General features: G+C 64.2%; 24 protein-coding genes. 19 read left to right on the top strand and 5 right to left on the bottom strand.

Translation table 11 applies throughout. From position 1 onward, the window contains the following. Positions 1-11: 11 nt before the first annotated feature. The 3 genes from ispH to G568_RS0106180 form a co-directional block, all read right to left on the bottom strand. Positions 12-962 carry a 4-hydroxy-3-methylbut-2-enyl diphosphate reductase gene (gene ispH, locus G568_RS0106190; protein ID WP_026757209.1) on the bottom strand — a complete coding sequence of 317 codons (951 nt, stop codon included), beginning with the start codon at positions 960-962 and terminating at the stop codon, positions 12-14. Between the two features lie 70 nt (positions 963-1,032). After that, positions 1,033-1,473, bottom strand: coding sequence for a YqaA family protein (locus G568_RS0106185; RefSeq protein WP_026757208.1), 441 nt, complete (start codon positions 1,471-1,473; stop codon positions 1,033-1,035). 81 nt (positions 1,474-1,554) lie between these two features. Further along, the gene (locus tag G568_RS0106180) at positions 1,555-2,124 is read right to left on the bottom strand and encodes a LabA-like NYN domain-containing protein (RefSeq protein WP_026757207.1); all 570 of its coding nucleotides are present in this window, start codon (positions 2,122-2,124) and stop codon (positions 1,555-1,557) included. Between the two features lie 162 nt (positions 2,125-2,286). On the opposite strand from G568_RS0106180, the gene folK reads away from it, so the two are divergent. The 12 genes from folK to recO all read left to right on the top strand — a co-directional run bounded on the left by folK (position 2,287) and on the right by recO (position 11,587). Further along, a complete protein-coding gene (folK, locus tag G568_RS0106175; RefSeq protein ID WP_026757206.1) occupies positions 2,287-2,850 on the top strand; it encodes a 2-amino-4-hydroxy-6-hydroxymethyldihydropteridine diphosphokinase in 564 nt (187 codons plus the stop codon). Between the two features lie 78 nt (positions 2,851-2,928). Next, the gene (rpoZ, locus tag G568_RS0106170) at positions 2,929-3,285 is read left to right on the top strand and encodes a DNA-directed RNA polymerase subunit omega (protein ID WP_026757205.1); all 357 of its coding nucleotides are present in this window, start codon (positions 2,929-2,931) and stop codon (positions 3,283-3,285) included. A gap of 34 nt (positions 3,286-3,319) precedes the next feature. Then, positions 3,320-5,455 carry a RelA/SpoT family protein gene (locus G568_RS0106165; protein WP_026757204.1) on the top strand — a complete coding sequence of 712 codons (2,136 nt, stop codon included), beginning with the start codon at positions 3,320-3,322 and terminating at the stop codon, positions 5,453-5,455. Between the two features lie 17 nt (positions 5,456-5,472). Next, on the top strand, positions 5,473-6,138 hold the full coding sequence (locus G568_RS0106160; RefSeq protein WP_026757203.1) for a DUF2062 domain-containing protein: 666 nt from the start codon (positions 5,473-5,475) through the stop codon (positions 6,136-6,138). Between the two features lie 31 nt (positions 6,139-6,169). Further along, a complete protein-coding gene (locus tag G568_RS0106155) occupies positions 6,170-6,919 on the top strand; it encodes a pyridoxine 5'-phosphate synthase (RefSeq protein WP_026757202.1) in 750 nt (249 codons plus the stop codon). Further along, positions 6,916-7,317 (top strand): holo-ACP synthase, encoded by a 402-nt coding sequence (acpS, locus tag G568_RS0106150; protein WP_026757201.1) that lies wholly within the window; start codon positions 6,916-6,918, stop codon positions 7,315-7,317. Before G568_RS0106155 ends, acpS begins: the two co-directional genes overlap by 4 nt. A gap of 60 nt (positions 7,318-7,377) precedes the next feature. Next, complete coding sequence (lepB, locus tag G568_RS0106145) at positions 7,378-8,217, top strand: signal peptidase I (protein WP_026757200.1); 840 nt, start codon at positions 7,378-7,380, stop codon at positions 8,215-8,217. Further along, on the top strand, positions 8,214-8,900 hold the full coding sequence (gene rnc, locus G568_RS0106140) for a ribonuclease III (protein WP_026757199.1): 687 nt from the start codon (positions 8,214-8,216) through the stop codon (positions 8,898-8,900). Before lepB ends, rnc begins: the two co-directional genes overlap by 4 nt. Beyond that, positions 8,897-9,802 carry a GTPase Era gene (era, locus tag G568_RS0106135; RefSeq protein ID WP_026757198.1) on the top strand — a complete coding sequence of 302 codons (906 nt, stop codon included), beginning with the start codon at positions 8,897-8,899 and terminating at the stop codon, positions 9,800-9,802. Before rnc ends, era begins: the two co-directional genes overlap by 4 nt. 19 nt (positions 9,803-9,821) lie before the next feature. Then, entirely contained in the window at positions 9,822-10,154 is a 333-nt protein-coding gene (locus tag G568_RS0106130) for a DUF1491 family protein (protein WP_026757197.1), read from the top strand. 101 nt (positions 10,155-10,255) lie between these two features. After that, the gene (locus G568_RS0106125; RefSeq protein WP_026757196.1) at positions 10,256-10,783 is read left to right on the top strand and encodes a universal stress protein; all 528 of its coding nucleotides are present in this window, start codon (positions 10,256-10,258) and stop codon (positions 10,781-10,783) included. Between the two features lie 69 nt (positions 10,784-10,852). Then, positions 10,853-11,587, top strand: a complete 735-nt coding sequence (gene recO, locus G568_RS0106120; protein ID WP_026757195.1) for a DNA repair protein RecO — start codon at positions 10,853-10,855, stop codon at positions 11,585-11,587. A 9-nt stretch (positions 11,588-11,596) separates the two neighbouring features. Here recO and G568_RS0106115 read toward each other — a convergent pair whose 3' ends face one another. Next, positions 11,597-12,136 carry a TetR/AcrR family transcriptional regulator gene (locus tag G568_RS0106115; RefSeq protein WP_026757194.1) on the bottom strand — a complete coding sequence of 180 codons (540 nt, stop codon included), beginning with the start codon at positions 12,134-12,136 and terminating at the stop codon, positions 11,597-11,599. 81 nt (positions 12,137-12,217) lie between these two features. After that, the gene (locus G568_RS0106110; RefSeq protein WP_026757193.1) at positions 12,218-13,864 is read right to left on the bottom strand and encodes a sulfatase-like hydrolase/transferase; all 1,647 of its coding nucleotides are present in this window, start codon (positions 13,862-13,864) and stop codon (positions 12,218-12,220) included. Positions 13,865-14,126: 262 nt separating this feature from the next. Between G568_RS0106110 and G568_RS0106105 the strand changes: the two genes are divergently transcribed. The 7 genes from G568_RS0106105 to G568_RS0106075 all read left to right on the top strand — a co-directional run bounded on the left by G568_RS0106105 (position 14,127) and on the right by G568_RS0106075 (position 23,718). Further along, entirely contained in the window at positions 14,127-15,104 is a 978-nt protein-coding gene (locus G568_RS0106105; RefSeq protein WP_026757192.1) for an efflux RND transporter periplasmic adaptor subunit, read from the top strand. After that, on the top strand, positions 15,097-18,333 hold the full coding sequence (locus G568_RS0106100) for an efflux RND transporter permease subunit (protein ID WP_051202809.1): 3,237 nt from the start codon (positions 15,097-15,099) through the stop codon (positions 18,331-18,333). Before G568_RS0106105 ends, G568_RS0106100 begins: the two co-directional genes overlap by 8 nt. A 196-nt stretch (positions 18,334-18,529) precedes the next feature. Next, positions 18,530-19,450, top strand: a complete 921-nt coding sequence (locus tag G568_RS0106095; RefSeq protein WP_026757190.1) for a lipid A-modifier LpxR family protein — start codon at positions 18,530-18,532, stop codon at positions 19,448-19,450. Between the two features lie 117 nt (positions 19,451-19,567). Further along, entirely contained in the window at positions 19,568-20,632 is a 1,065-nt protein-coding gene (locus tag G568_RS0106090; protein ID WP_026757189.1) for a Hint domain-containing protein, read from the top strand. 280 nt (positions 20,633-20,912) lie between these two features. Then, entirely contained in the window at positions 20,913-21,533 is a 621-nt protein-coding gene (gene rpsD, locus G568_RS0106085) for a 30S ribosomal protein S4 (protein ID WP_026757188.1), read from the top strand. A 167-nt stretch (positions 21,534-21,700) separates the two neighbouring features. Further along, positions 21,701-22,786, top strand: coding sequence for a histidinol-phosphate transaminase (gene hisC, locus G568_RS0106080; RefSeq protein WP_026757187.1), 1,086 nt, complete (start codon positions 21,701-21,703; stop codon positions 22,784-22,786). Further along, on the top strand, positions 22,783-23,718 hold the full coding sequence (locus G568_RS0106075; protein ID WP_026757186.1) for a prephenate/arogenate dehydrogenase family protein: 936 nt from the start codon (positions 22,783-22,785) through the stop codon (positions 23,716-23,718). The genes hisC and G568_RS0106075 overlap by 4 nt, the downstream gene beginning before the upstream one ends. Positions 23,719-23,726 lie beyond the last annotated feature (8 nt).

Raw genomic sequence — 23,726 nt, 5'->3', positions numbered from 1 at the left:
CGCGGCCTCCGTCAGGCCGGCTCGCGCAGGGCGCGCGGGACCTTGAATTCGACGTTCTCGGTGGCGGTTTCGACCTCGGTCACGGTGACATCGTAGCGCGTGCGCAGGGCCGCGATCACCTCGTCGACCAGTTCCTCGGGCGCCGAGGCGCCGGCGGTGATGCCGATGCTGGTTATCCCGTCAAGGGCGCGCCAATCGATCTCGGTCGCGCGCTGGACTAGCTGCGCATAGCTGCAGCCGGCGCGCGAGGCGACCTCGACCAGGCGGCGGGAGTTGGACGAGTTCGGCGCGCCGACGACCAGCATCGCGTCGATCTTGGGGGCCATCGCCTTGACCGCTTCCTGGCGGTTGGTGGTGGCGTAGCAGATGTCTTCCTTGTGGGGGCCGATGATCTGCGGGAACCGGGCGCGCAGGGCAGCGACGATGCCGGCGGTGTCGTCAATCGACAGGGTCGTTTGCGTGACGAAAGCCAGCTTGGAAGGATCGCGCACCTCCACTTTCGCGACGTCCTCGACGGTTTCCACCAGCAGCACCTCGCCGGGGGGGAGCTGCCCCATGGTGCCGACGGTTTCGGGGTGGCCGGAGTGGCCGATCATGATGATTTGCAGGCCTGCCTCATGGTGGCGCTCGGCCTCGATATGGACCTTGGAGACCAGCGGGCAGGTGGCATCGACATAGATCATGTTGCGGGCCTGTGCCTGCGCCGGCACGGCCTTGGGCACGCCGTGGGCGGAGAAGATCACCGGGCGGTCATCGGGGCAATCCTCCAGCTCTTCGACAAAGACGGCGCCCTGTTCTCGCAGGCGATCCACGACGAACTTGTTATGCACGATCTCGTGGCGGACGTAGACGGGCGCGCCCCATTTGCGCAGGGCCATCTCGACGATCTTGATGGCGCGATCAACGCCCGCGCAAAAGCCGCGCGGCGCTGCCAGGTAGAGGGCAAGGGGTGGTTTGGTCATGGGCTTCTCCTACACTGGCCACAGGTAAGGCGAACGGCCATGCGCGTCCACCCCCGGCGGTGGCCCGCGATCAGCCCCCGGCCTGTGTGGTGAGCCACGCCAGCACGGCGTAGCGGCCGGTTTTCGCGAGTGTCACCAGCACCACGAACACGATCCAATGCGTGCGCATCACGCCCGCGACGACGGTAAAGGCGTCGCCGAAGGGCGCCCAACTGAGCAGCAGGGTCCAGACGCCCCAGCGGGCATACCAGCGCTGCGCGCGGTCCATCTGGGCCTGTGAGGCGGGAAACCAGCGGCGATAGCGGAAATGCTCGACCCAAAGGCCCATCACGTAGTTCACAACCGCGCCCAGCACATTGCCGATGCTGGCGACGAGGATCAGCGCGGAAACGGGGAGGGTGCCCCCAACTTGCAGGGCGACGAACACCACCTCAGATTGGAACGGCAGGATCGTCGCCGCGCCGAACGCGGCGGCGAACAGCGTGCCTAGCTGCGTCAGCTCGGCAAGCATTGCTGCCCCTGCCGTTCGCGCATGACAAAGGCCGGGGCGTGGTGCCCCGGCCCGCCGCCATTGTGCCGTGTGGCGGAGCGTTTATTCTTCCGCATATTCCGTCTGCCGCGGCGTGGGGTTGTCACGCGGGGGGCGGCCGATCACGTCCTTGAGGTCTTCCAGCTCGATGAAGTTATCCGCCTGGCGGCGCAGCTCGTCCGCGATCATCGGCGGCTGGCTGCGGATCGTGGAGACGACGGAGACGCGCACGCCTTGGCGTTGCAGGCTTTCCACCAGCGGGCGGAAATCGCCGTCGCCGGAGAACAGGACCATGTGATCGACGTGGGGGGCAAGCTCCATCGCATCGACGGTCAGTTCGATATCCATGTTGCCCTTGACCTTACGCCGGCCCTGGCTGTCGGTGTATTCCTTGGCCGGCTTGGTGACCATGGAAAACCCGTTATAGTGCAGCCAATCCACCAATGGCCGGATCGGCGAATATTCGTCGTTTTCCAGCAGGGCGGTATAGTAGAATGCCCTCAGGAGCTTGCCGCGACGCATGAATTCCTGTCGAAGCAACTTGTAATCGATGTCGAACCCGAGCGCGCGAGCGGCCGCGTAAATGTTCGATCCATCTATGAACAGCGCGAGCCGTTCGTCCTTGTAAAACATAAAGAGTCCTTCCGATTTCGACCTTCGCCTTCATGAACCGTGAGTGTATGGAGAGTCCTGGATCAAGGCGTGGTTATGCGCGAGAAAATAAGGTCATAATTTGCGACCTTCAAGGCGCCTGTTGTAACGAAAAAGAATAGGATAGTTTCCAAATGGTTCAAGATGGTTAACGTTAGCCTGATAGCCCTCGGCGGCAATATGCCGTCGCAGGCCGGGGAGCCCGCCGATACGCTGCGGGCTGCGTTGGAGGCGATGCGCCGCCGGGGCTTGGGTCTGGATGCCGTGAGCCGGTTTTACAGCACGCCGTGTTTTCCGCCGGGGGTCGGGCCGGACTATGTCAACGGGGCCGCTCGGGTGACGGGGGTCGAGGATCCTGCTATACTGTTGGATATACTGCACGGGATCGAGGCCGAGTTTGGGCGTGCGCGCGTGCAACGGTGGGGAATGCGGACGCTTGACCTGGACCTGATTGCGGCGGGCGACAAGGTGTTGCCCGATGTGCAAACGCAAGGCGCCTGGCGCAACCTGGACCAGGCAGCGCAGCAACGCGAGGCGCCCGGGGACCTGATTCTGCCGCATCCGCGGTTGCAGGACCGTGCCTTTGTCCTGGTGCCGCTGGCGGAGGTCGCCGGCGACTGGGTGCACCCGGTTTTGGGGCGCAGCGTGGCGCAGATGCGCGATGACTTGCCTGCCGAGGACCTTGAGGGTGTGAGGCCACTGGATTAGATGCTTGAAAACGGATGCGATCCCTTATAAGGAACCCTTTCCTTGAAATACCGCCAATATCGTTGATTGGAGTGCCCCATGGCCCGCGTTACCGTTGAAGACTGCGTAGACAAAGTGCCGAACCGGTTCGAGCTGGTTATGCTGGCTGCGCACCGTGCGCGCGAGATTTCCGCCGGTGCTCCTTTGACGTTGGACCGCGACAAGGACAAGAACCCGGTCGTGGCGCTGCGCGAAATCGCGGAAGAGGGTCAATCGGCCGACGAACTGCGCGAGCGTCTGATCGAGGCGAACCAGCACCAGATCGAGGTGGACGAACCCGAAGAGGATTCGATGGCCTTGCTGATGGGCGGCGGTGAACCCGACAAGCCGGCGGACGACGATATGTCCGAGGAAAAGCTGTTGCGCGCACTGATGGAAGCACAGGGGCAAGGCTGAAGCCATTGTCCCATAGGCGCAGGATGCAGATGGAATGATCGCGGTCGACGATCTGGTTGCTCTGGTCCGCATCTACAACCCAAAGACCGACGAGGCATTGATTCGCGCGGCCTATGATTATGGGTTGCAGATGCATGCCGGGCAAAAGCGCCATTCGGGTGATGCATATTTCAGCCACCCCGTCGCGGTGGCCGCGATCCTGACCGAGCAGCGGCTGGATGATGCGACCATCATCACGGCGCTGCTGCATGACACGATCGAGGATACCAAGGCCTCTTACGCCGAAGTGGAAAAGCGCTTTGGCACGGAGGTGGCGGACCTTGTCGATGGCGTGACCAAGCTGACCAACCTGCAACTGTCCAGCTCAGAGACCAAGCAGGCCGAGAATTTCCGCAAACTGTTCATGGCGATGTCACGCGATTTGCGCGTGATCCTGGTCAAGCTGGCGGACCGTCTTCACAACATGCGCACGATCAAGGCGATGCGCCCCGAAAAGCAGGTGCAAAAGGCGCGCGAAACGATGGATATCTTCGCGCCGCTGGCCGGGCGTATGGGGATGCAGTGGATGCGCGACGAGCTGGAGGACCTGGCGTTCAAGGTGCTCAACCCCGAGGGGCGCGCCAGCATCATCCGCCGGTTCATCACCTTGCAAAAGGAAACCGGCGACGTGATCCACCGGATCACCGGCGACATGAGTTCTGAGCTGGAGAAAGCCGGGATCGAGGCGCAGGTGTTCGGTCGCGCCAAGAAACCCTATTCGATCTGGCGCAAGATGCAGGAAAAGGAGATGGGGTTTTCGCGCCTCTCCGACATCTACGGGTTTCGCGTGATCACCGAGTCCGAGAACGATTGCTACCGGGCACTGGGCGCGATTCACCAGCGCTGGCGCGCGGTGCCGGGGCGGTTCAAGGATTACATCAGCCAACCCAAATCGAACGGCTATCGCAGCATTCACACCACCGTTTCGGGGCGCGATGGCAAGCGGGTCGAGGTGCAGATTCGCACCCGGCAGATGCATGACGTGGCCGAAACGGGGGTGGCGGCGCATTGGTCCTACCGCGACGGTGTGCGCAGCGAGAACCCGTTCGCGGTGGACCCGGCCAAGTGGCTGTCGTCGCTGACCGAACAGATGGGCGCCGAGGAGGATCACGAGGATTTCCTCGAGGCGGTCAAGCTGGAGATGTATTCGGACAAGGTGTTCTGCTTTACGCCCAAGGGGGACGTGGTCAAGCTGCCGCGCGGCGCAACGCCGATCGATTTCGGCTATGCCATCCATACCCGCATCGGCAATGCCTGTGTCGGGGCCAAGGTGGACGGGATGCGCGTGCCGCTGTGGACCCGGATCAAGAACGGCCAGTCGGTCGAGATCATCACCGCCGAGGGCCAGCAGCCGCAGGCGACGTGGCTGGACATCGCGACCACCGGCAAGGCCAAGTCGGCGATCCGTCGCGCCCTGCGCGAGGTCGATCGTGGGCGGTTCATCCGGCTGGGCCAGGAATTGGCGCGGTCGGCGTTCGAGCATGTCGGCAAGAAGGCGACCGACAAGGTTCTGGATATCGCGGCGCGGCATTTGCGCCTGGATGGGCGCGACGAGGTTCTGGCACGTTTGGGCAGCGCCGAGTTGACGGGGCGCGAGGTGGTCCGCTCGGTCTATCCCGACCTGACGGAAGACGAGCATGAGACCATCGACACCCGCCGCGCGGTGATCGGGCTTGCGCCGGATCAGAAGTTCAACCGCGCCCGGTGTTGCCAGCCGCTGCCGGGTGAGCGGATCGTCGGGATTACCTATCGCGGCAAGGGCGTCGTGGTGCATGCCATCGACTGCGAGGCGCTGGAGATTTACGAGGATCAACCGGAACGCTGGCTGGACCTGCATTGGCAATCGGGCAAGCACCCGCCGATCCATACCGCGACCCTGGATATTACCATCGGCAACGATGCCGGTGTACTGGGGCGGATCTGTACTTTGATCGGCGAGCAGAAAGCCAATATTTCCGACCTTGAGTTTCTTGACCGTAAACCTGATTTCTACCGTGTGTTGGTAGATGTTGATCTGCGGGATGCGGAGCATTTGCATTCGGTCATCTCGGCGATCGAGGCGGAAAGCGATGTGGCGGCGGTAGAGCGGTATCGCGATCCAAGCAGAGTCGGTGCGCCCGAGGGGCGCTAGGAAAGGGGGATAAGTCCTTGGTTTTCAAGAGGCGAGACAGAAGGCCGATTTGGAAGATCGCGCTGGACTTCGTCTATCCCAAGGGCGGCTGGACCCGTGCCTTTCACTACGTCAAGCACCGCGTGAATCGCTTGCCCGGCTCACCAGAGCGGATCGCGCGCGGTCTGGCGGCGGGGGTGTTTGCCTCGTTCACGCCGTTCTATGGCTTGCATTTCATTACCGCCGCGCTGTTTGCACGACTGCTTCGGGCCAACATTCTTGCTGCCCTTCTGGGCACTTTTGCGGGCAATCCCCTGACCTATGTGCCAATCGGTGTGATCGCCATGAACATGGGGTATTTCATACTGGGCATTGGCAACGGCGTGATCGAAGAAGACGTGCATCGCTCGCTTGGGGGGAAGTTCCTTGATGCGGGGGCGAGCCTGCTGGGCAATATGATGGCAGTGTTCAAGGGGCGCCCGGCCGATTGGCAGGGGTTGGCGGTATTTTATAACGAGGTGTTCTTTCCCTACCTCGTGGGCGGCATTGCGCCGGGATTGGTGGCGGCGCTCGTGTCCTACTACCTGAGTGTACCGTTGATCCGCGCCTATCAGAAGCGGCGGGCGAAAAAGATCATGGCGCGGATAGATGCCCGCAGAAAAAAGGCGCATGACAAGGCTGACGCCGCGGTGAATCGCAAGTAACCTGCGCGGCGAAACGTTACAGGAGACGGCGATGACGACCGACCGGAAACTGCGCCTTGGCGTGAACATCGACCACGTGGCCACCGTCAGGAACGCGCGCGGCAGTTCCTACCCCGAGCCGCTGCGCGCGGCGCGGCTGGCGCAAGAGGCCGGGGCGGACGGGATCACCGCGCATTTGCGCGAGGACCGCCGCCACATCTCGGACGAGGACATCGAGGGGTTGGTGGCCGCGCTTACGGTGCCGCTCAATTTCGAGATGGCGGCGACCGAGGAGATGCAGAAGATCGCGCTGCGCCACAAGCCGCATGCCGTGTGCATCGTGCCCGAAAAGCGCGAGGAACGCACCACCGAGGGCGGGCTGGAGGTGGCGCGCGAGGAAAACAAGCTGGCGCATTTCATCGCGCCCTTGCGCGATGCGGGGTGCCGGGTGTCGATCTTCATCGCTGCCGAGCGCGCCCAGGTCGAGGCGGCGCACCGTATCGGCGCGCAGGTGATCGAGCTGCACACAGGCGCCTATTGCGACGCCCATGCCGAGGGGCGCTTTGATGCGCGCGATGCCGAGCTTGAGCGCCTGCGCGAGATGGCCGCACTGGCCGATGACCTGGGGCTTGAGGTGCATGCGGGGCACGGCCTGACCTATGACACGGTGCAGCCGATTGCCGCCTTTCGCGAGGTGATGGAGCTGAACATCGGGCATTTCCTGATCGGCGAGGCGATCTTTCGCGGGCTCGGCCCGGCGATCGCCGAAATGCGGCGGCTGATGGATGAGGCGCGGGAATGATCCTTGGCGTTGGCACGGACCTGGCCAATATCGATCGGATCGCCGGCACACTTGAGCGGTTCGGTGATCGGTTCCGCAACCGGGTTTTCACGGATACCGAGCAAAACAAGGCCGAGCGGCGCGCCGATACCCCCGGCACCTATGCCAAGAGGTGGGCGGCGAAAGAGGCGTGCTCCAAGGCGCTTGGCACCGGCCTGCGGATGGGGATCGCGTGGAAGGACATGGGCGTGTCCAACCTTGGCACCGGCCAGCCGCGCATGCACCTCACCGGCTGGGCCGCCGACCGGCTGGCCGAGATGACACCGCCCGAGCACGAGGCGATCGTGCATGTCACCCTGACCGATGATCACCCCTGGGCGCAGGCCTTTGTCGTGATCGAGGCACGCCCCTTGCCTTGACACCCCGTGCCGTGCCCCCCATGAAGCCCCAACCGCGACCCCCTGCAGGAGAACACGAATATGGCCTCTGAAGCCAAGAAAAAGGGAAACGCCATTATCGAGACGATCAAGACGATCGTCTATGCCCTGCTGATCGCTGGGGTGTTTCGCACGCTGTTCTTTCAGCCGTTCTGGATCCCGTCGGGGTCGATGAAGGATACACTGCTGATCGGGGATTTCCTGTTCGTGAACAAGATGACCTACGGGTATTCCTACGCCTCGTGCCCGTCGATCCGGCTGGGTAGTATCGGCATCGACATCGACGCGCGCGACATTTGCGGGTTTCTTGACGGCGACAACACCCGCATCCTGGGCGGGGAGCCCGATCGCGGCGATGTCGTTGTGTTCCGCCACCCGGTGAACCAGCAGGACTACATCAAGCGTCTGATCGGCCTGCCCGGCGACACGGTGCAGGTGCGCGAAAGTGTGCTCTATATCAACGGCGAGGCGGTTGAGCTGCGCGACGCAGGCGTGTTTCGCGAAGAGGCGCGCCCGCAAGGACCGCAGGGCTTGCGCCCGCGGTGCGAGAACGGGCCGGTGGGCATGGGCGGCGAATGCGTGAAGTCCCGCCAGATCGAGACGTTGCCCAATGGAATCGAGCATTCGATCCTGAATATCGGGCGCCAGAGTTCCGACAACACGCCGATTTTCACGGTTCCCAAGGGGCATTACTTCTTCATGGGGGACAACCGCGACAATTCCACCGACAGCCGCGTTCCGCAGCAGGCGGGCGGCGTGGGGCTGGTGCCGTATGAAAACCTGATCGGGCGCGCGGATCGCATCATGTTTTCCTCGGCGGGGCGGTCCATGCTGGCGTTCTGGACATGGCGCGGCGATCGTTTCTTCAAGGGGATCGAGTGAAGCTGTCGCGTGAACTCAGGGCCTTTGAGGGCCGCATCGGGCATCGCTTCGAGCGGGGCGATCTGCTGCTGAGTGCGCTGACGCATCCGTCGATGTCGTCGCCCGCGCGCGAAGACAACCAACGGCTTGAGTTCCTGGGCGACAGGGTGCTGGGGCTGGTGATGGCCGAGGCGCTGCTAAAGCGGGACAGCGCCGCCAGCGAGGGGCAGCTTGCGCCGCGGTTCAACGCGCTGGTGCGCAAGGAGGCCTGCGCGGACGTGGCCGCCGAGATCAGCCTTGGCGAGGTGATGAAACTGGGCCGCTCCGAGATGATGTCGGGCGGCCGCCGCAAGAAGGCGCTGCTGGGCGATGCCATGGAGGCGGTAATCGCCGCGGTCTACCTTGATGCCGGGTTCGAGGCGGCGCGCGACATGGTACTGCGCTTGTGGGGCGATCGCGTTGACCGGGTCGAACAGGACGCCCGCGACCCCAAGACCGCGTTGCAGGAATGGGCGCAGGCGCGCGGCCTTGCCCCGCCGAAATACGTTGAAACCGGGCGCTCGGGGCCCGATCACGCGCCGATCTTCACCATCGCCGCATGCCTGGACAACGGCGAAAAGCACGAAGCGACGGCCGGCTCCAAGCGGCAGGCGGAACAGGCGGCCGCGCAAGGGTTGCTCAGCAAAGTGGAAAACAAGTCATGACCAGCGCCGGTTTCGTCGCCCTTATCGGAGAGCCAAACGCAGGCAAGTCCACACTTATGAACAGGATGGTGGGCGCCAAGGTATCGATCGTTACGCACAAGGTTCAGACCACGCGCACACGCATCCGCGGGGTCGCTATCGAGGGCGACGCGCAGATCGTGTTCGTGGATACGCCGGGCCTGTTTCAGCCGCGCCGGAGGCTGGACCGCGCGATGGTTGCCGCCGCGTGGAGCGGCGCGGCCGATGCCGACGTGGTGGTTCTCATGGTTGAGGCGCATCGCGGCGTGACCGAGGGCGTGGAGCGGATCCTTGAGAGGCTGGACGAGGTCGGCGGGGATCGCCCCGTGGCCTTGGCCGTCAACAAGATCGACCGCGTCAAATCGGAGGTGCTGCTGGGTCTGACCAAGCAGTTGAACGAAAGGTACGATTTTGCGCAGACCTTTCTGATCTCGGCCGAGAAGGGGCACGGGGTGGAGGATCTGCGCAAGTGGCTGGCCAGCCGAATGCCGGAGGGGCCGTGGCTCTATCCCGAGGACCAGATCGCCGATCTGCCGATGCGCATGATCGCCGCCGAGATGACCCGCGAGAAGCTGACGCTGCGGCTACATCAGGAGCTGCCGTACCAGTTGACCGTCGAGACCGAGAACTGGGAAGAGCGCAAGGATGGCTCGGCGCGGATCGACCAGGTGATCTATGTGCTGCGGGACGGGCACAAGGGCATTGTCCTTGGCAACAAGGGCGAGACGATCAAGGCTGTTGGCCGCGCCGCGCGCGAGGAGCTGGAAGAGTTCCTTGGCCGCCGCGTGCACCTGTTCTTGCAGGTCAAGGTGCGCAGCGGGTGGCTGGACGAGGCCGAGCGGTATTCCGAAATGGGCCTCGATTTCAGCGATGGAAACGGCTGAGGTTGCCGGGAGCGAGCGGGTGACACGACTGACAGCAAGGTTCTGGGTCGATGCTTACCTGGCGCGGTTGCGCCTGCAGGATATTCCGGCCTTTGTCGTTGCGCATGGCGATGACACGGCGGGCGCGATCCTGGTCAAGCTGAACACGCTGGATGGGCAGGCGAGCGCCTATATGCGCGAGTTCGACCTGATGAGCGACACGCGCCACTGGGCCGCTCTCGCGGAAGGCGGTGAAGACGCCGTCGATGCCGCGATAGCAAGGCAGCGGCGGTTCGATCCGGACCTGTGGGTGGTCGAGGTCGAGGATCGGCAGGGGCGGCACCTGCTGGATATGCCGGGCTTGTCGGATTGACGCATCGGGCGGCGCGCGGTTGACCTGAGTCAATGCGGGCTGGACAGGTGTCGTTCACCCTTTCATGATCATTCAGCGGATCGGCAAAAGGGAGACAACAGATGAAAGAGAATATTCTGGTGGCCACTGATGGGTCACATACGGCCAACAAGGCCGTTGAATTTGCATCTGAAATTGCGGCCAAGTTCGGCTCGAACCTGACGATCGGGCATGTCCTGCACCGGCGGGCGGATATCGACGAGCTGGCGCATATGGCCGAGGCAGAACATTTGATCAAGCACGCCGCGCGCGAGGCGCCGGCAGAGTATGACACCCCCCCGGCGACAATGGGGGCCTTGCTGGCCGATATCCAAAGCGGTGCGGAAACGGCGCGGCTTATCACCCTGATCGGCGACGAGCTATTGGCGCGGGCCGAGCGGCGCGCGCGTGATATGGGGGTGAAAAACGTAGCGCAGCGGTCGGTGAACGGGAAGCCTGCGAAGGCCATCCTGGACCTGGCCGAAGAGGTCGGCGCGGATATGGTCGTGCTGGGACATCGCGGCCTTGGAGCCGTGCGCACCCTGGTGCAGGGGAGCGTGTCGCAAAAGGTGAACCAGCACGCAACCTGCACCGTCGTTTCCGTCCGCTGAACCCCGGCGCCGGGGCTTGGCATTCGGCCTCATCTGCTGTCCTATCCGGGCAAAGGGCCGGGGCAAGCGATGGAATGGCGTGATCAGGGTATAGTTCTTTCGGTGCGGCGGCACGGCGAGACCTCGGCGATTGTCGAGGTGTTCACGCCAGAGCATGGCCGCCACGCCGGGGTTGTGCGCGGCGGGGCCAGCCGCCGCATGACGCCGGTGTTGCAGCCCGGTGCGCAACTGGATCTGACGTGGCGCGCGCGTCTTGAGGACCACATCGGCGCGTTCCGGGTAGAGCCGCTGCGCAGCCGCGCGGCCGGGCTGATGGGGGATCGCCTGGCGCTGGCGGGGCTGAACGCGGTGACGGGGCTTTTGCTGTTCGTGCTGCCCGAGCGCGAGGCGCATCGCGCGCTTTATGATCGCAGCGAAGTGCTGCTGGATCTGTTGGGGCACGGCGACGTGTGGCCGCTGGCCTATCTGCAATGGGAGTTGGCCCTGCTGGAGGAGATGGGGTTTGGCCTTGATCTGTCGTCCTGTGCGGTGATGGGGCCGGCCGCGAACGATCTGAGCTACGTGTCGCCGCGAACCGGGCGCGCGGTGTCGCGGGCGGGTGCGGGCGAGTGGGCCGATCGGTTGCTGCCGTTGCCCGCGTGCCTTCTGGGGCATGGCCCGGCGCCGGATCGGGACGTGGCCGAAGGGCTGCGCACGACGGGACATTTCCTGCGGGCGCATCTTGCACCGGCCTTGGGCAATCACCCGCTGCCCGATGCGCGCGACCGCTTTGTCGAAGCGTTCAAGAAACGGATAGCGGAGTGATCCGACCGGCTAGCGCAAGGCAAGGACCAGATCGACAAGGCTACCGATGGTGTTGGAGCTGCTTGCCTCATCGGCGTCCGGCAGTTGCGCCATGCCGATGGCGGCTGCATGCAGGATGCGGGCCATCTCGGCGTTGGTGATGCCAATCTCGGCCAGGAGCGCCGTGATCTGGGCGTGGCAGAACTCATCGATATGGGCCTGTGTTTCGCCCGCCGGGGCATTGTCGCGCGCCCATCCACGCAGGGCGGAGCCGGTGCCGGTGCCTGCAAGCTCGGTCATTTGCTGGCAAAACGCGCGCAATCGGGCCGCGGGCGGGGCATCGGCGGGCAACGTTTCCGTCAGCGCGGTGCGCGCCTGTTGTGACCAGGTATCGAGCACTGCCGCGTGAAAATCCGGCACATCCTTGAAATGCCAGTAGAACGAACCCTTGGTCGTGTTCAATCTGCGTGACAGGGTTTCGGCCCTGAGCGTCGCAGGGCCATCCTGTGCCAGTGCACCGAGCCCGGCGTTGAGCCAATCGTGACGAGTCAGGCGGGCAGAGTTTGACATGAGGCGACCTTATGGCGTCTGGCATGGCGCGGCAATTACGCAAATGCCGCAGGCGCAAATAGTTGCCGTATTGCGGCGCGGTCAGCGGCGTTTTGTCGGGGCAGCGCCCCGGTATTTGACCGTTAGTTCGGCGTCTACCTCACTGCCGTCATAAAGGCCAAGCAGGATGCCGCGGCCATCGGATTGCGTCACCATCGCCGCGATGTCGGCGTCCGAGCGCGTGACACGTTGAGACATGCGGCGCCCCCACTGCGCGAGGTAATCGTACATTTTCGCAATTATATCAGCGTGTTCCGCGCTATCGCCAAGGTCAAGGAACTCATCCGGGTCCGTGCTCATGTCGAACAGCATGGGCCGGTAGCCGCCTTCGGCATGGATCATCTTCCACCGCTCGTCGGCCACCATGAACAGCCGCGCATCGCGGGGGCGCGTGACCAGATCGGCAGCGAAGGGGCGGGCGGAGTAGTCGTATTCGCTGATCACGAAATCGCGCCAATCGGATGGGGCTTGGCCCTCAAGGAAGGGGCGGAGGGAGCGCCCCTCGACGATGTGATCGGGCACGTCGCCGCCTGCGTAGTCGATGAAGGTGGCCGTCAGGTCGATCTGTTCCACCAGCGCGTCGCAGGTCGTGCCGCGCGTTGCATCGGCGTCGGCGGAAGGGTCGTAGATGATCAGGGGGACCTTGACTGAACAGTCGTGAAACAGATCCTTTTCGCCCAGCCAGTGATCGCCCAGGTAGTCGCCGTGATCGGATGTGACAACGATCAACGTGTCGTCCATGCGGCCGGATTTCTCAAGAAAATCAAAGAGTCGCCCCATTTGATCGTCGCATTGCCGGATCAGCCCCATATAGGCGGGGATCGCCTTGTCGCGCACCTCGTCGCGCGAAAAGCCGCGCCCGATCAGCGTCTCCATGAAGGCCGCATAGACGGGGTGCGGGTTTTCACGCTCATCGGGGTGGCGCGCGGGCGGCGGCACATGTTGTGGGCCGTACATGTCGTTGTAGGGCGTGGGCACGATATAGGGCCAGTGTGGTTTGATATAGGACAGGTGCGCGCACCACGGGCTTTGGGCCTGCTCGATGAACTCGATCGCGCGGCTGGTGAGCCAGGGCGTTTCGCTGTCTGGTTCGTCGATATTCGCGGGTTTGTCCGCGTTGGCCATGAACCAGCCGGAGGCAAGATTGCCATCCTCGACCGCGGCATTGGCGTGGTCGTGCCACGGGTTGGGGGCGTCGTAGCCTTTGGATTTCAGGTATTCGTTATAGGGGCTGCGCCCGTCATCGTTGAAGCCGTCGGGTCCTTCGGCCCAGAGCCCATCATCGCGCACCCAGACGTCAAAGCCGCATTGCGATTGCCGCGCGCCGATGGTGCTGTCTGGGTCAAGGCCGAGGCGGCGCATGCCTTCGGCGTCGGCGCGCATGTGGGTCTTGCCGATGATCCAGCAATCCATCCCTATTTTTCGCAAGTGATCCCCGAGGGTTAGCTCACCCACGCGGAGGGGGTGGCCGTTCCATTGTGCGCCGTGAGACGAGGTGTAGCGCCCGGTATAGGTGCTCATCCGGCTGGCGCCGCAGATGGGGGATTGCACGTAGGTCCGCGTGAACCTGACGCCCATATTCGCCAAGCGGTCGATGTTCGGGGTCTCAAGATGCGGATGGCCTGCACAGCCCAGGTAATCCCACCGGAGCTGATCAAACATGATGAACAAGATGTTCTTAGCGGACATAACGGACGTTTCAGCCTTTCAAACGTATGTTTCGCACTGCGTGGCAGGGTGCGCGCGCCGCGCGCCGGGGGCAAGCAGGATCTTGGACAGAGCAAGCGACGTTACGAACACTTGTGGCGTGGTGGTTGTGCTGACTATGCTGAGGCATGATGAAATCCTCAGGGGCGGTTGTGCCGAGGACCGGGCGCCTCTATATATTCAAAACTTGGAATTAATAGCCGCATGCCGGTGCGACACCGGCCCGGACAGAAGGAAGAAAACGATGCGCCTGATTGCCCTTGTTGCCGTGGTGCTGGCGGCACTGCCGGGTGTGCTGACCGCGCAGGAGCTATACACGGTCTCCCCTGCATCCCTGACGGAATGGAAGGCCGTTTACGGCCGGATCGAAGCGCGCGACCAGATACCTGCGCGCGCGCGGCTTGGCGGCACGCTCAAGCGGTTGGACGTGACCGAAGGCGACCGGGTGAGTACCGGTCAGGACTTGGCGCGGATCATCGATGACAAGCTGGAGTTCCGCCTGTCGGCGCTGGATGCGCGGAGTGATGCGCTACAGTCGCAACTCAGGAACGCCGAGGCTGAGCTGGAGCGCGGCGAGGCGCTGTTGGAGCGGGGCGTGACCACGGCGCAAAGGCTTGATGCGCTGCGCACGGATGTGAACGTGCTGCGCAACGAGCTGGACGGCGTGCAGGCCGACCGCCGCGTCATTGAACAGCAAGTGACCGAGGGCACGGTCCTGGCCCCGTTGGAGGGGCGCGTTTTGGACGTGCCGGTGACTGAGGGCGCGGTGGTAATGCCCGGCGAGGTGGTCGCGATGATCGGCGGCAACGGGTTCTTCCTGCGCCTTGCGGTGCCAGAGCGGCATGCGAATTTCCTAGTCGAGGGCGACAGCATCCAGATCGAGGAGCAGGGCGCGTCGCAAAGCGGCACGTTGGCGCGGATTTATCCGCAGATCGAGAACGGCCGCGTGGTTGCCGATGTCGAGGTGCCGAACCTGAGCGACGCCTTCGTGAACAAGCGGGTCCTGGTACGCCTGCCAGTGGCCACGCGCGAGGCGTTGGTAGTGCCCGAGAAGGCGCTGATCACGCGCGCGGGCCTGGATTACGTCGAGGTGACCGAAGGTGACGAGACGATCCTGCGCAGCGTGCTGCCGGGGCAGCGCCACGTGATCGAGGGTCGCGACATGGTCGAGATCGTGACCGGCGTGCGCGCCGGCGAGAAGGTGGTGGTCGGCGATGAGTGATCCCAAGGACAAGAACGAGGCCGGCGGCGGCACGCCACTGGGCATGGCGGGTGGCCTGACCAAGGCGTTCGTGACATCGCCGTTGACGCCGCTCTTTATCATCGCCGCGCTGGCGGTGGGGATCGTGGCGCTGATTACGCTGCCGCGCGAGGAAGAGCCGCAGATTTCCGTGCCGCTGGTGGATATCCACATCCAGGCGGCGGGTCTGAAGGCGCAGGACGCGGTGCAACTGGTCAGCGAGCCGATGGAGACCATCGTCAAGGCCATCAACGATGTCGAGCACGTCTATTCCCAGACGCAAGATGACGGCGCGATGGTCACGGCGCGGTTCAAGGTGGGCACCTCGACCGATGCGGCGGTGCTGCGCGTGCATGACAAGGTGCGCGCCAACATGGACCGCATCCCCGTCGGCATCCCCGAGCCGTTGATCGTGGGCCGGGGCATTGACGACGTGGCGATCGTGTCGCTGACCTTTTCGGGCACGCCGGGGGGCGGCGTTTCGGCCAACGACCTGACGCGGGTCGCGCGCGAGGTGCGCACCGAGGTGGCCAAGATCGAAAATGTCGGTCTGTCCTACCTTGTGGGCGAGACGCCCGAAGTGCTGCGCGTGGCGCCCGATCCCGAAAAGCTGGCGCTATACGGAGTGACGTTGCAGCAACTGGCCGGCAAGGTGGCCAGTGCGAACCGCACCTTCAACACCGGCAAGTTGCGCGACGGGGGGCAGCAGATCGACTTGATCGCGGGCGAGACCCTGATCGCGCCGGCGCAGGTGGCGAACTTGCTGATCACCACGCGCGACGGGCGCGCGGTGTATGTGGGCGACGTGGCGGACGTTTCGTTTGTCAGCAACAGCACCGACAACATCGTGTCGAACGTCAGCCGCGGCGAGGGCGGCGAGGTGCGGCGCAGCCCGGCGGTAACGCTGGCCGTGGCCAAGCGCGCGGGCGCCAATGCCGTTATCGTGGCCGAGGAGGTCTTGCACAAGATCCACACTCTTGAAGGTAGCCTGATCCCCGATAGCGTGACGGTGGACGTGACGCGCGATTACGGCGAGACGGCCAACGAGAAGGCCAACGAGTTGCTGTTTCATCTGGGCCTGGCGACGGTGTCGATTATCGGGCTGGTGTTCCTGGCGATCGGGTGGCGGGAATCGATCGTGGTGGCGATCGTTATCCCCGTGACGATCCTGCTGACGCTGTTTTCGGCGTGGGTCATGGGGTACACGCTCAACCGGGTGTCGTTGTTCGCGCTGATCTTTTCCATCGGTATCCTGGTGGATGACGCCATCGTGGTGATCGAGAACATCGCGCGGCACTGGGCGCTGGACCCGGCCAAGAGCCGGGTGCGCGCCGCGATCGAGGCGGTGGCCGAGGTGGGCAACCCCACCATCGTGGCAACGCTGACGGTGGTGGCCGCGCTGTTGCCGATGTTGTTCGTGTCGGGGCTGATGGGTCCGTACATGAGCCCGATCCCCGCCAATGCCAGCGCCGCGATGATCTTTTCGTTCTTCGTGGCGGTCATCATCACGCCGTGGCTGATGGTCAAGATCGCCGGGGGCGCGAAGATGAGCGAGCATGCCCATGACGACACCTATGGCGGGCACCCGGGGGGCACACTGGGCCGGATTTACGCGACTGTGGCGCGGCCGCTCTTGGCGACGAAATCGGGCTCCTTGGCGTTTCTGCTGCTGACGGCGGTGGTGTCGTTCGGATCATTGGGGCTGCTTTACACCAAGGACGTGACCGTCAAGCTACTGCCGTTCGACAACAAGTCGGAGCTGATGGTGGTGATCGATCTGCCCGAGGGGGCCTCGGTCGAGGCGACGGATGCGGTGGCGCAGAAGGTGGCGCGCGCGGCGATGGACCTGCCCGAGGTGGTGCAGGCGCAGACCCATGCGGGCACTGCGGCGCCGTTCAACTTCAACGGTTTGGTGCGGCACTACTATATCCGCAATGCGCCGCATATGGGCGATGTTGACCTGCAACTGTCGGCCAAGGACCACCGCGAGCGCGCCAGTCACGACATCGCGCTGGAGCTGCGCGAGCGGCTGAACGCGCTGGACCTGCCCGAGGGCACGGCCCTCAAGACCGTGGAGCCGCCGCCGGGGCCACCGGTGATCTCGACCCTGCTGGCGGAGATTTATGGCCCCACGCCCGAGGCCCGCCGCGAGGCCGCTGCCAAGGTGCGCAAGGCGTTCGAAAGCGTGCCGTTCATCGTGGATGTCGATGACAGCTATGGCACGCGGGCGCGGCGGTTGCGGGCGGTGATCTCGAACGACGATCTGGATTTCTTCCGGGTGCAGGAAAGCGACGTGTTCGATACGCTCGGCCTGCTGAACGCGGGGCGCACGGTGGGCTATTCGCACCGCGGCGAGGGGCGCAACCCGATCCCGATCATGGTCGAGCGTCCGCTGGCCGACCGCGTGATGGACGAGCGGTTCCTGACCACGCCGATCCCGGCGAACGTGCTGCCGGGTGCGCGTGGTGTGGTCGAGTTGGGCGACGTGGTGCATGTGCGCGAAGAGGCGGCATCCTACCCGGTGTTCCGGCACAACGGCCGCTCGGCCGAGATGGTCACCGCAGAGCTGGCAGGCGATTTCGAGGCGCCGCTCTATGGTATGATCGCGGTGCAGGAAGCCCTGGACAAGATGGAGTGGGAGCCGGGCACCAAGCCCAACATCAGCCTGCACGGTCAGCCCGAGGATGAAAGCGAGGTTACGCTGCTGTGGGATGGCGAGTGGGAGGTGACATGGGTCACGTTCCGCGACATGGGCGCGGCGTTCGCGGTGGCGTTGCTGGGTATCTACATCCTGGTGGTGGCGCAATTCGGTAGCTTCCGCCTGCCGCTGGTGATCCTGACGCCGGTGCCGCTGACCTTCGTGGGGATCATGGCCGGTCACTGGCTATGGGCCGCGCCGTTCAGTGCCACCTCGATGATCGGGTTTATCGCGTTGGCGGGGATTATCGTGCGCAACTCGATCCTGCTGGTGGATTTCATCCGGCACGCGGACAAGACCGGCAAGACCGATCTGGATATCCTGATCGAGGCGGGGGCGATCCGGTTCAAGCCGATCCTGCTGACCGCCATCGCGGCGATGATCGGGGCGGTGGTTATCCTGTCCGATCCGATCTTTCAGGGGCTTGCGCTCTCGCTGCTGTTTGGTTTGCTCAGCTCGACCTTGCTGACGGTGCTGGTGATCCCGGCCATCTACCGCGTCTTCAAGACCTGACCGAAAAGTCGCCTCGCTTACCATCACGGTGGGGCGGGGCGGCGCAATACCCGCGCCGGCGATGTGGCAGCAGTGATACGCCGCGGCAACTAATTCCCATGAATTGGAACAATTTTCCGATCCGCCCTAGAAGCGCGGCAAGGCTTGAGCTAGAACCGCTATGACGCTGGGGGGCGCCACATTCTGGGAGCCGGGAATGAACCGACTTTTTGCCGCCGCCTGCTGCGCCATTATTGCCATGGCAGGAACCATCACCCACGCGCAGGAGCGCGAGCGCCTTGGCTATGGTCGGCTTGTGACCAACGATGCCTTTGGTGACGTGCAGGACCGCTGGCGGACCGGCTCGGTCGCGTCCAGCCGGGTTTGGGGGCGCGGTTGGACCGGCGAGTTGCCCGGGCGGTTCGGCGATATCCTGGAATTGCGGATCGGCGGCGAGATCATCGCGCCGAATAACACGATCACCCCGGCGCCGGGCGACAGACCCTATGCCGGGGCGCTGTCGCTGGGCCTGCATACGCATTTCCGCACCGGGGCGCTGGAGATGGCAGTGGGCGCCGATGTTGTCGTGACCGGCTCGCAAACCGGGTTGGACGGGTTTCAGGACGCGCTGCACAGCGTGCTGGGCATGCGCGGCACGTCGGGCGCAGTGCGCTCGGCGCAGATCCCCAACGGGGTGCATCCGACGCTGGTCGTCGAGGCGGGGCATGTCCTGTCCCTGTCGGACAGGGCGCGGCTACGGCCGTTCGTCGAAGGACGTGCCGGGGTCGAGAACATCCTGCGTGCGGGCGCCGATTTGACCATCGGCGAGATGGGGCAGGGCGAGTTGTTGGTGCGCGACCCGGTGACCGGGCAGCGGTATCGCGCAATCCGCCAGATCAACGCCGGCTATTCCTTTGTTCTGGGCGGTGATATAGCGAAGGTATCCGACAGCACCTATTTGCCCGCATCGCGAGGCTATAGCCTGACCAACACGCGCGACCGGCTGCGCGCCGGGGTACATTGGCAGAGCGAAAGCGGCCAAAGCGCCTATTACGGGCTGACGTGGCTGGGCCGTGAGTTCAAGGCGCAAAGCAGTGGGCAGCTTGTCGGGTCCCTGCGCCTGAAGCTGGTGTTCTGAGCCGGCTGCGGGCGAATGCCGCGCCTTGGCCGGATTGTCGGGGCGAATCAGGGGCTTCTCAGGTGAAGTTGAACCTGTTATCATCGGGGCAATAAAAAACGATGAGGCAGGCAGGCAATGAGCACGTGCTATGGTGGCACGTTCGTTATTTCCTGGTCGCAAACAGAAGTGGATGGCCTGAGGGCCGCGCCGGTGCGATCGCTAAGCACCGGAATGCCGTGGACGTGGCATGGCGAGGCCGTGCGCGTGGACGGACCACAAGAGATATTGCGGCTGGAACAGGCGGACGGCGAGGCGAACCTGAGAAAGCGCGCGGCGCGCACGGTGCGGCGTCTTGTCGGCGCGGCCGCGACGGGGCGGCGCGATATCGAGGCGATCGATCCCGATACCCCCCTCATGGACAGCAGCATCATTCTGACCGATGGAACCAAGACATTCACGGTGACGGTGATAGAGCCGGGCACCGGGGCGGCGCCGCTGCTGATGTTCCTGGGCGAGGTCCCGCCGCAAAACCGGGAGCTATGGGTGGTACATCACACGATGGAGCCGCAGCGCGCCAATCCGCTGGCGGCGGGGGGCGGCGGTGTCATTTGCTTTACCCCCGGCACCCGCATTCTCACCCCCGTCGGCCAAAGGCCGGTGGAGGCATTGCGCGTCGGCGACAGGGTTCAGACCAAGGATGACGGCGCGCAGGAAATCCTTTGGATCGGCCGGCGCCGGATGAGCGGCGCGCGCCTTTATGCAATGCCCGAGCTGCGGCCCGTGCGCATCCGCATGGGCGCATTGGGCGTCGAGCGGCCGGACGAGGAGCTGCTGGTGTCGCCGGCACACCGGATGCTGGTGGCCGGGCACATGGCGCGGGAGTTGTTCAACACGCCCGAGGTGCTGGTGGCGGCGCGGGACCTGATCAACGGGCGCACAGTGACGGTGGACATGGCGTTGCGCGAAGTGGATTACATCCACATCCTGCTGTCGCGCCATCAGGTGCTATGGGCAAATGGCGTGGAAACCGAAAGCTTCCACCCCGCCAATGCGGCGCTGAGTACGCTGGACGCGGCGGGCCGCGACAGCCTGCTGGCGAAATTTCCGGGGCTTGAGTTCGATCCACATAGCTATGGCGATTATGCCCGGCGAAACCTGAGCCAATCCGAGGCGGCCATTTTGATGCATGAGGCGGCGTGAAGGCGGGGCCAGACCCTGGGCCAGAAGAAGCGGGCAGGGGTGCTTGACAGTGCTGCGTGTCGCTGTATAAGCGCGGCTTCATTGGTGTTGGTGGCCCCCGCAAGGGGACGCCTGTCGGGGTCCGCGAAAGCGGGTAATTCCAAAGGACAACGCCCTTTACAAACGGCACGAGGCGTTCCGCCTTCCGCCCCATGCACTTGGCTGAAATGCGATTTCAGTTTGGGAAGTGGGACCCGGGTTTCGGAACAGGCCGAAATGCCACGCATAAAGGAGATCAGCCGTGACCAAACGCACGTCTGCCAAGTACAAAATCGACCGCCGGATGGGTGAAAACATCTGGGGTCGTCCGAAATCCCCCGTCAATCGCCGTGAATACGGCCCCGGTCAGCACGGTCAGCGCCGCAAGCAGAAGCTGTCGGACTTCGGCACGCAGCTGCGCGCGAAGCAGAAGCTGAAGGGTTATTACGGCGACCTGACGGAAAAGCAGTTCCGCCGCATCTATGCCGAGGCCGAGCGTGTCTCGGGCGATACCGGTGAAAACCTGATCGGTCTGCTGGAGCGTCGCCTGGACGCGGTGGTTTACCGCGCCAAGTTTGTGCCGACCGTTTTCGCCGCGCGCCAGTTCGTCAACCACGGTCATGTCCTGGTTAACGGCAAGCGCGTGAACATCCCCTCTTTCCGTGTGAAAGAGGGTGACGTGATCGAGGTGCGCGAAAAGTCCAAGCAGATGGCCGCGATCCTGGAGGCCACGCAACTGCCCGAGCGCGATGTGCCGGACTACCTTGACGTGGACAACACCAAGCTGACCGCGACATTTGTGCGCACGCCGCATCTGGGCGATGTGCCCTATCCGGTGATGATGGAACCGAACCTCGTCGTCGAATTCTACGCCAAGAACTGACGCTGACGCGACAACTCGTGACATTGGGGCCCCGTCGCAGACATGCGGCGGGGCCTTTTCGTCGGGATGGCGTATCGGCAACGCGTCTTGGTTGAATTCGGGGCAGGGCGGTTGCCTCTTTCCATGCGACAGGCGGCCCGCTAAGACACCCCTTGAGGAGATGCGACATGACAAAGATCACCCCCCGCCCAGGTATCATGGACATCGCCCTTTACCAGGGGGGGCAGGCCAGCGTGGAGGGCGTGCGCGACGCCGTCAAGCTTAGCTCGAACGAGAACCCGTTTGGGCCTAGCGAAGCCGCGATCGAAGCATTTCGCCGCGCGGCTTTCGAGTTGAATCGCTACCCGCCGACGGACCACGCCGCGCTACGCAATGCGATCGCCGAAACGCACGGGTTGGATGCCGAGCGCATCATCTGCGGCGTCGGCAGCGACGAGATCATCCACTTTCTTTGCCAGTGTTATGCCGGGCAGGGCGACGAGGTGATCCACACCGAGCATGGCTTTGCCATGTACAAGATCAGCGCGCTGGCGTCGGGGGCCAAGCCCGTGGAGGTGCCCGAGCGGGAACGCGTCACGGATGTGGACGCGATCCTGGCGGCCTGCACCAAGCGCACCAAGCTGGTGTTCGTCGCCAACCCCAACAACCCGACCGGCACCATGATCGGCGCGCAGGAGGTTGCGAGGCTGGCCGAGGGGTTGCCCAAGCAGGCGATCCTGGTTCTGGACGGGGCCTATGCCGAATACGTGGATCATTACGATGGCGGTGCCGCGCTGGTGGATGCGCGCGAGAATGTCGTGATGACGCGCACCTTTTCCAAGCTTTATGGCCTTGGCGGTTTGCGTGTCGGCTGGGGCTATGGGCCGAAGGCGATCATTGATGTGCTGAACCGCGTGCGCGGGCCGTTCAACCTGTCGACGGCGGCACTGGCCACGGCCGAGGCGGCCATGCGCGACCGCACCTGGGCCGAGAAGTGCCGCGCCGATAATGCGCGGCTGCGGGTCTGGCTGGCGGGTGCGCTGGCGGAACACGGCGTGCCGTCGGATGTGTCGATGGCCAACTTCATCCTGGCGCGTTTCGCCGACGCGAAAGAGGCGGAAGCGTGCGACGACTACCTCAAGACGCAAGGCCTGATCGTTCGGCGCGTGGGGGGCTACAACCTGCCCAATTGCCTGCGGATCACCGTGGGGGACGAGGCGAGCTGCCGCCGGGTGGCCCATGCAGTGGGGCAGTTCAAGGGAGGCGCGCGATGAGCCAGGTATACGGACGTGTCGCGCTGATTGGTCTGGGGTTGATCGCCAGCTCGATGTTCTGGGCGATCAAGCGCTCGGGCATCGCGGGCGAGGTCACGGGCTATGCCCGCACCGAGGCCACCCGCGACACGGCGCGGCGGATCGGGTTATGCGACCGGGTGTGCGACAGCGCAGCGGAGGCGGTCGAGGGCGCCGATCTTGTGGTGCTGTGCGTGCCGGTGGGGGCCATGGGGGCCGTCGCCGCCGAAATTGCGCCGGTGCTGCGCCCCGGGGCCACGCTAAGCGACGTGGGATCGGTCAAGCGCGCGGTGATCGACGCGGTTGGCCCGCATGTGCCGCAAGGCGTGCATTTCATCCCTGCGCACCCGCTTGCGGGAACCGAGCATTCAGGCCCGGAATCGGGGTTTTCGGGGCTTTTCGACAATCGCTGGTGCCTGTTGGTCCCGGATGAGGGCACAGACGCAGGGGCGGTTGAGCGGCTCAGGGCCTTTTGGGAGGGGCTGGGCGCGAATGTCGATACGATGGAGGCGGATCATCACGATCTGGTGTTGGCGGTGACCAGCCACGCGCCGCACTTGATCGCCTATACGATGGTGGGCGTGGCCGACGATCTGGGCCGGGTTACCGACAGCGAAGTGATCAAGTATTCCGCCGCGGGTTTTCGCGATTTCACGCGGATTGCGGCAAGCGATCCGACCATGTGGCGGGATGTTTTCCTGACCAACAAGGATGCGACGCTGGAAATCCTGGGCCGGTTCACCGAGGAGCTGTTCGCGCTGCAACGTGCGATTCGGACGGGCGACGGGGCGCACCTGCATGATTACTTCACGCGCACGCGCGAGATAAGGCGCGGCATCATCGAGGCGGGTCAGGATACCGACGCGCCCGATTTCGGGCGCGTCGTCCGCGATGCGGAGCCCGACAAAGCGTAGGTTGCCGT

This window comes from Sediminimonas qiaohouensis DSM 21189, from assembly GCF_000423645.1.
GTDB classification, from domain to species: Bacteria; Pseudomonadota; Alphaproteobacteria; order Rhodobacterales; family Rhodobacteraceae; genus Sediminimonas; species Sediminimonas qiaohouensis.
This window is presented reverse-complemented; position numbering and strand designations above follow the sequence as displayed.

Coding starts and splice junctions, on each gene's coding strand:
- ispH (WP_026757209.1), bottom strand. CDS start 962: ATGACCAAACCACCCCTTGCCCTCTACCTGGCAGCGCCGCGCGGCTTT.
- G568_RS0106185 (WP_026757208.1), bottom strand. CDS start 1,473: ATGCTTGCCGAGCTGACGCAGCTAGGCACGCTGTTCGCCGCCGCGTTC.
- G568_RS0106180 (WP_026757207.1), bottom strand. CDS start 2,124: ATGTTTTACAAGGACGAACGGCTCGCGCTGTTCATAGATGGATCGAAC.
- folK (WP_026757206.1), top strand. CDS start 2,287: ATGGTTAACGTTAGCCTGATAGCCCTCGGCGGCAATATGCCGTCGCAG.
- rpoZ (WP_026757205.1), top strand. CDS start 2,929: ATGGCCCGCGTTACCGTTGAAGACTGCGTAGACAAAGTGCCGAACCGG.
- G568_RS0106165 (WP_026757204.1), top strand. CDS start 3,320: ATGATCGCGGTCGACGATCTGGTTGCTCTGGTCCGCATCTACAACCCA.
- G568_RS0106155 (WP_026757202.1), top strand. CDS start 6,170: ATGACGACCGACCGGAAACTGCGCCTTGGCGTGAACATCGACCACGTG.
- acpS (WP_026757201.1), top strand. CDS start 6,916: ATGATCCTTGGCGTTGGCACGGACCTGGCCAATATCGATCGGATCGCC.
- lepB (WP_026757200.1), top strand. CDS start 7,378: ATGGCCTCTGAAGCCAAGAAAAAGGGAAACGCCATTATCGAGACGATC.
- era (WP_026757198.1), top strand. CDS start 8,897: ATGACCAGCGCCGGTTTCGTCGCCCTTATCGGAGAGCCAAACGCAGGC.
- G568_RS0106125 (WP_026757196.1), top strand. CDS start 10,256: ATGAAAGAGAATATTCTGGTGGCCACTGATGGGTCACATACGGCCAAC.
- recO (WP_026757195.1), top strand. CDS start 10,853: ATGGAATGGCGTGATCAGGGTATAGTTCTTTCGGTGCGGCGGCACGGC.
- G568_RS0106115 (WP_026757194.1), bottom strand. CDS start 12,136: ATGTCAAACTCTGCCCGCCTGACTCGTCACGATTGGCTCAACGCCGGG.
- G568_RS0106110 (WP_026757193.1), bottom strand. CDS start 13,864: ATGTCCGCTAAGAACATCTTGTTCATCATGTTTGATCAGCTCCGGTGG.
- G568_RS0106105 (WP_026757192.1), top strand. CDS start 14,127: ATGCGCCTGATTGCCCTTGTTGCCGTGGTGCTGGCGGCACTGCCGGGT.
- G568_RS0106100 (WP_051202809.1), top strand. CDS start 15,097: ATGAGTGATCCCAAGGACAAGAACGAGGCCGGCGGCGGCACGCCACTG.
- G568_RS0106095 (WP_026757190.1), top strand. CDS start 18,530: ATGAACCGACTTTTTGCCGCCGCCTGCTGCGCCATTATTGCCATGGCA.
- G568_RS0106090 (WP_026757189.1), top strand. CDS start 19,568: ATGAGCACGTGCTATGGTGGCACGTTCGTTATTTCCTGGTCGCAAACA.
- hisC (WP_026757187.1), top strand. CDS start 21,701: ATGACAAAGATCACCCCCCGCCCAGGTATCATGGACATCGCCCTTTAC.
- G568_RS0106075 (WP_026757186.1), top strand. CDS start 22,783: ATGAGCCAGGTATACGGACGTGTCGCGCTGATTGGTCTGGGGTTGATC.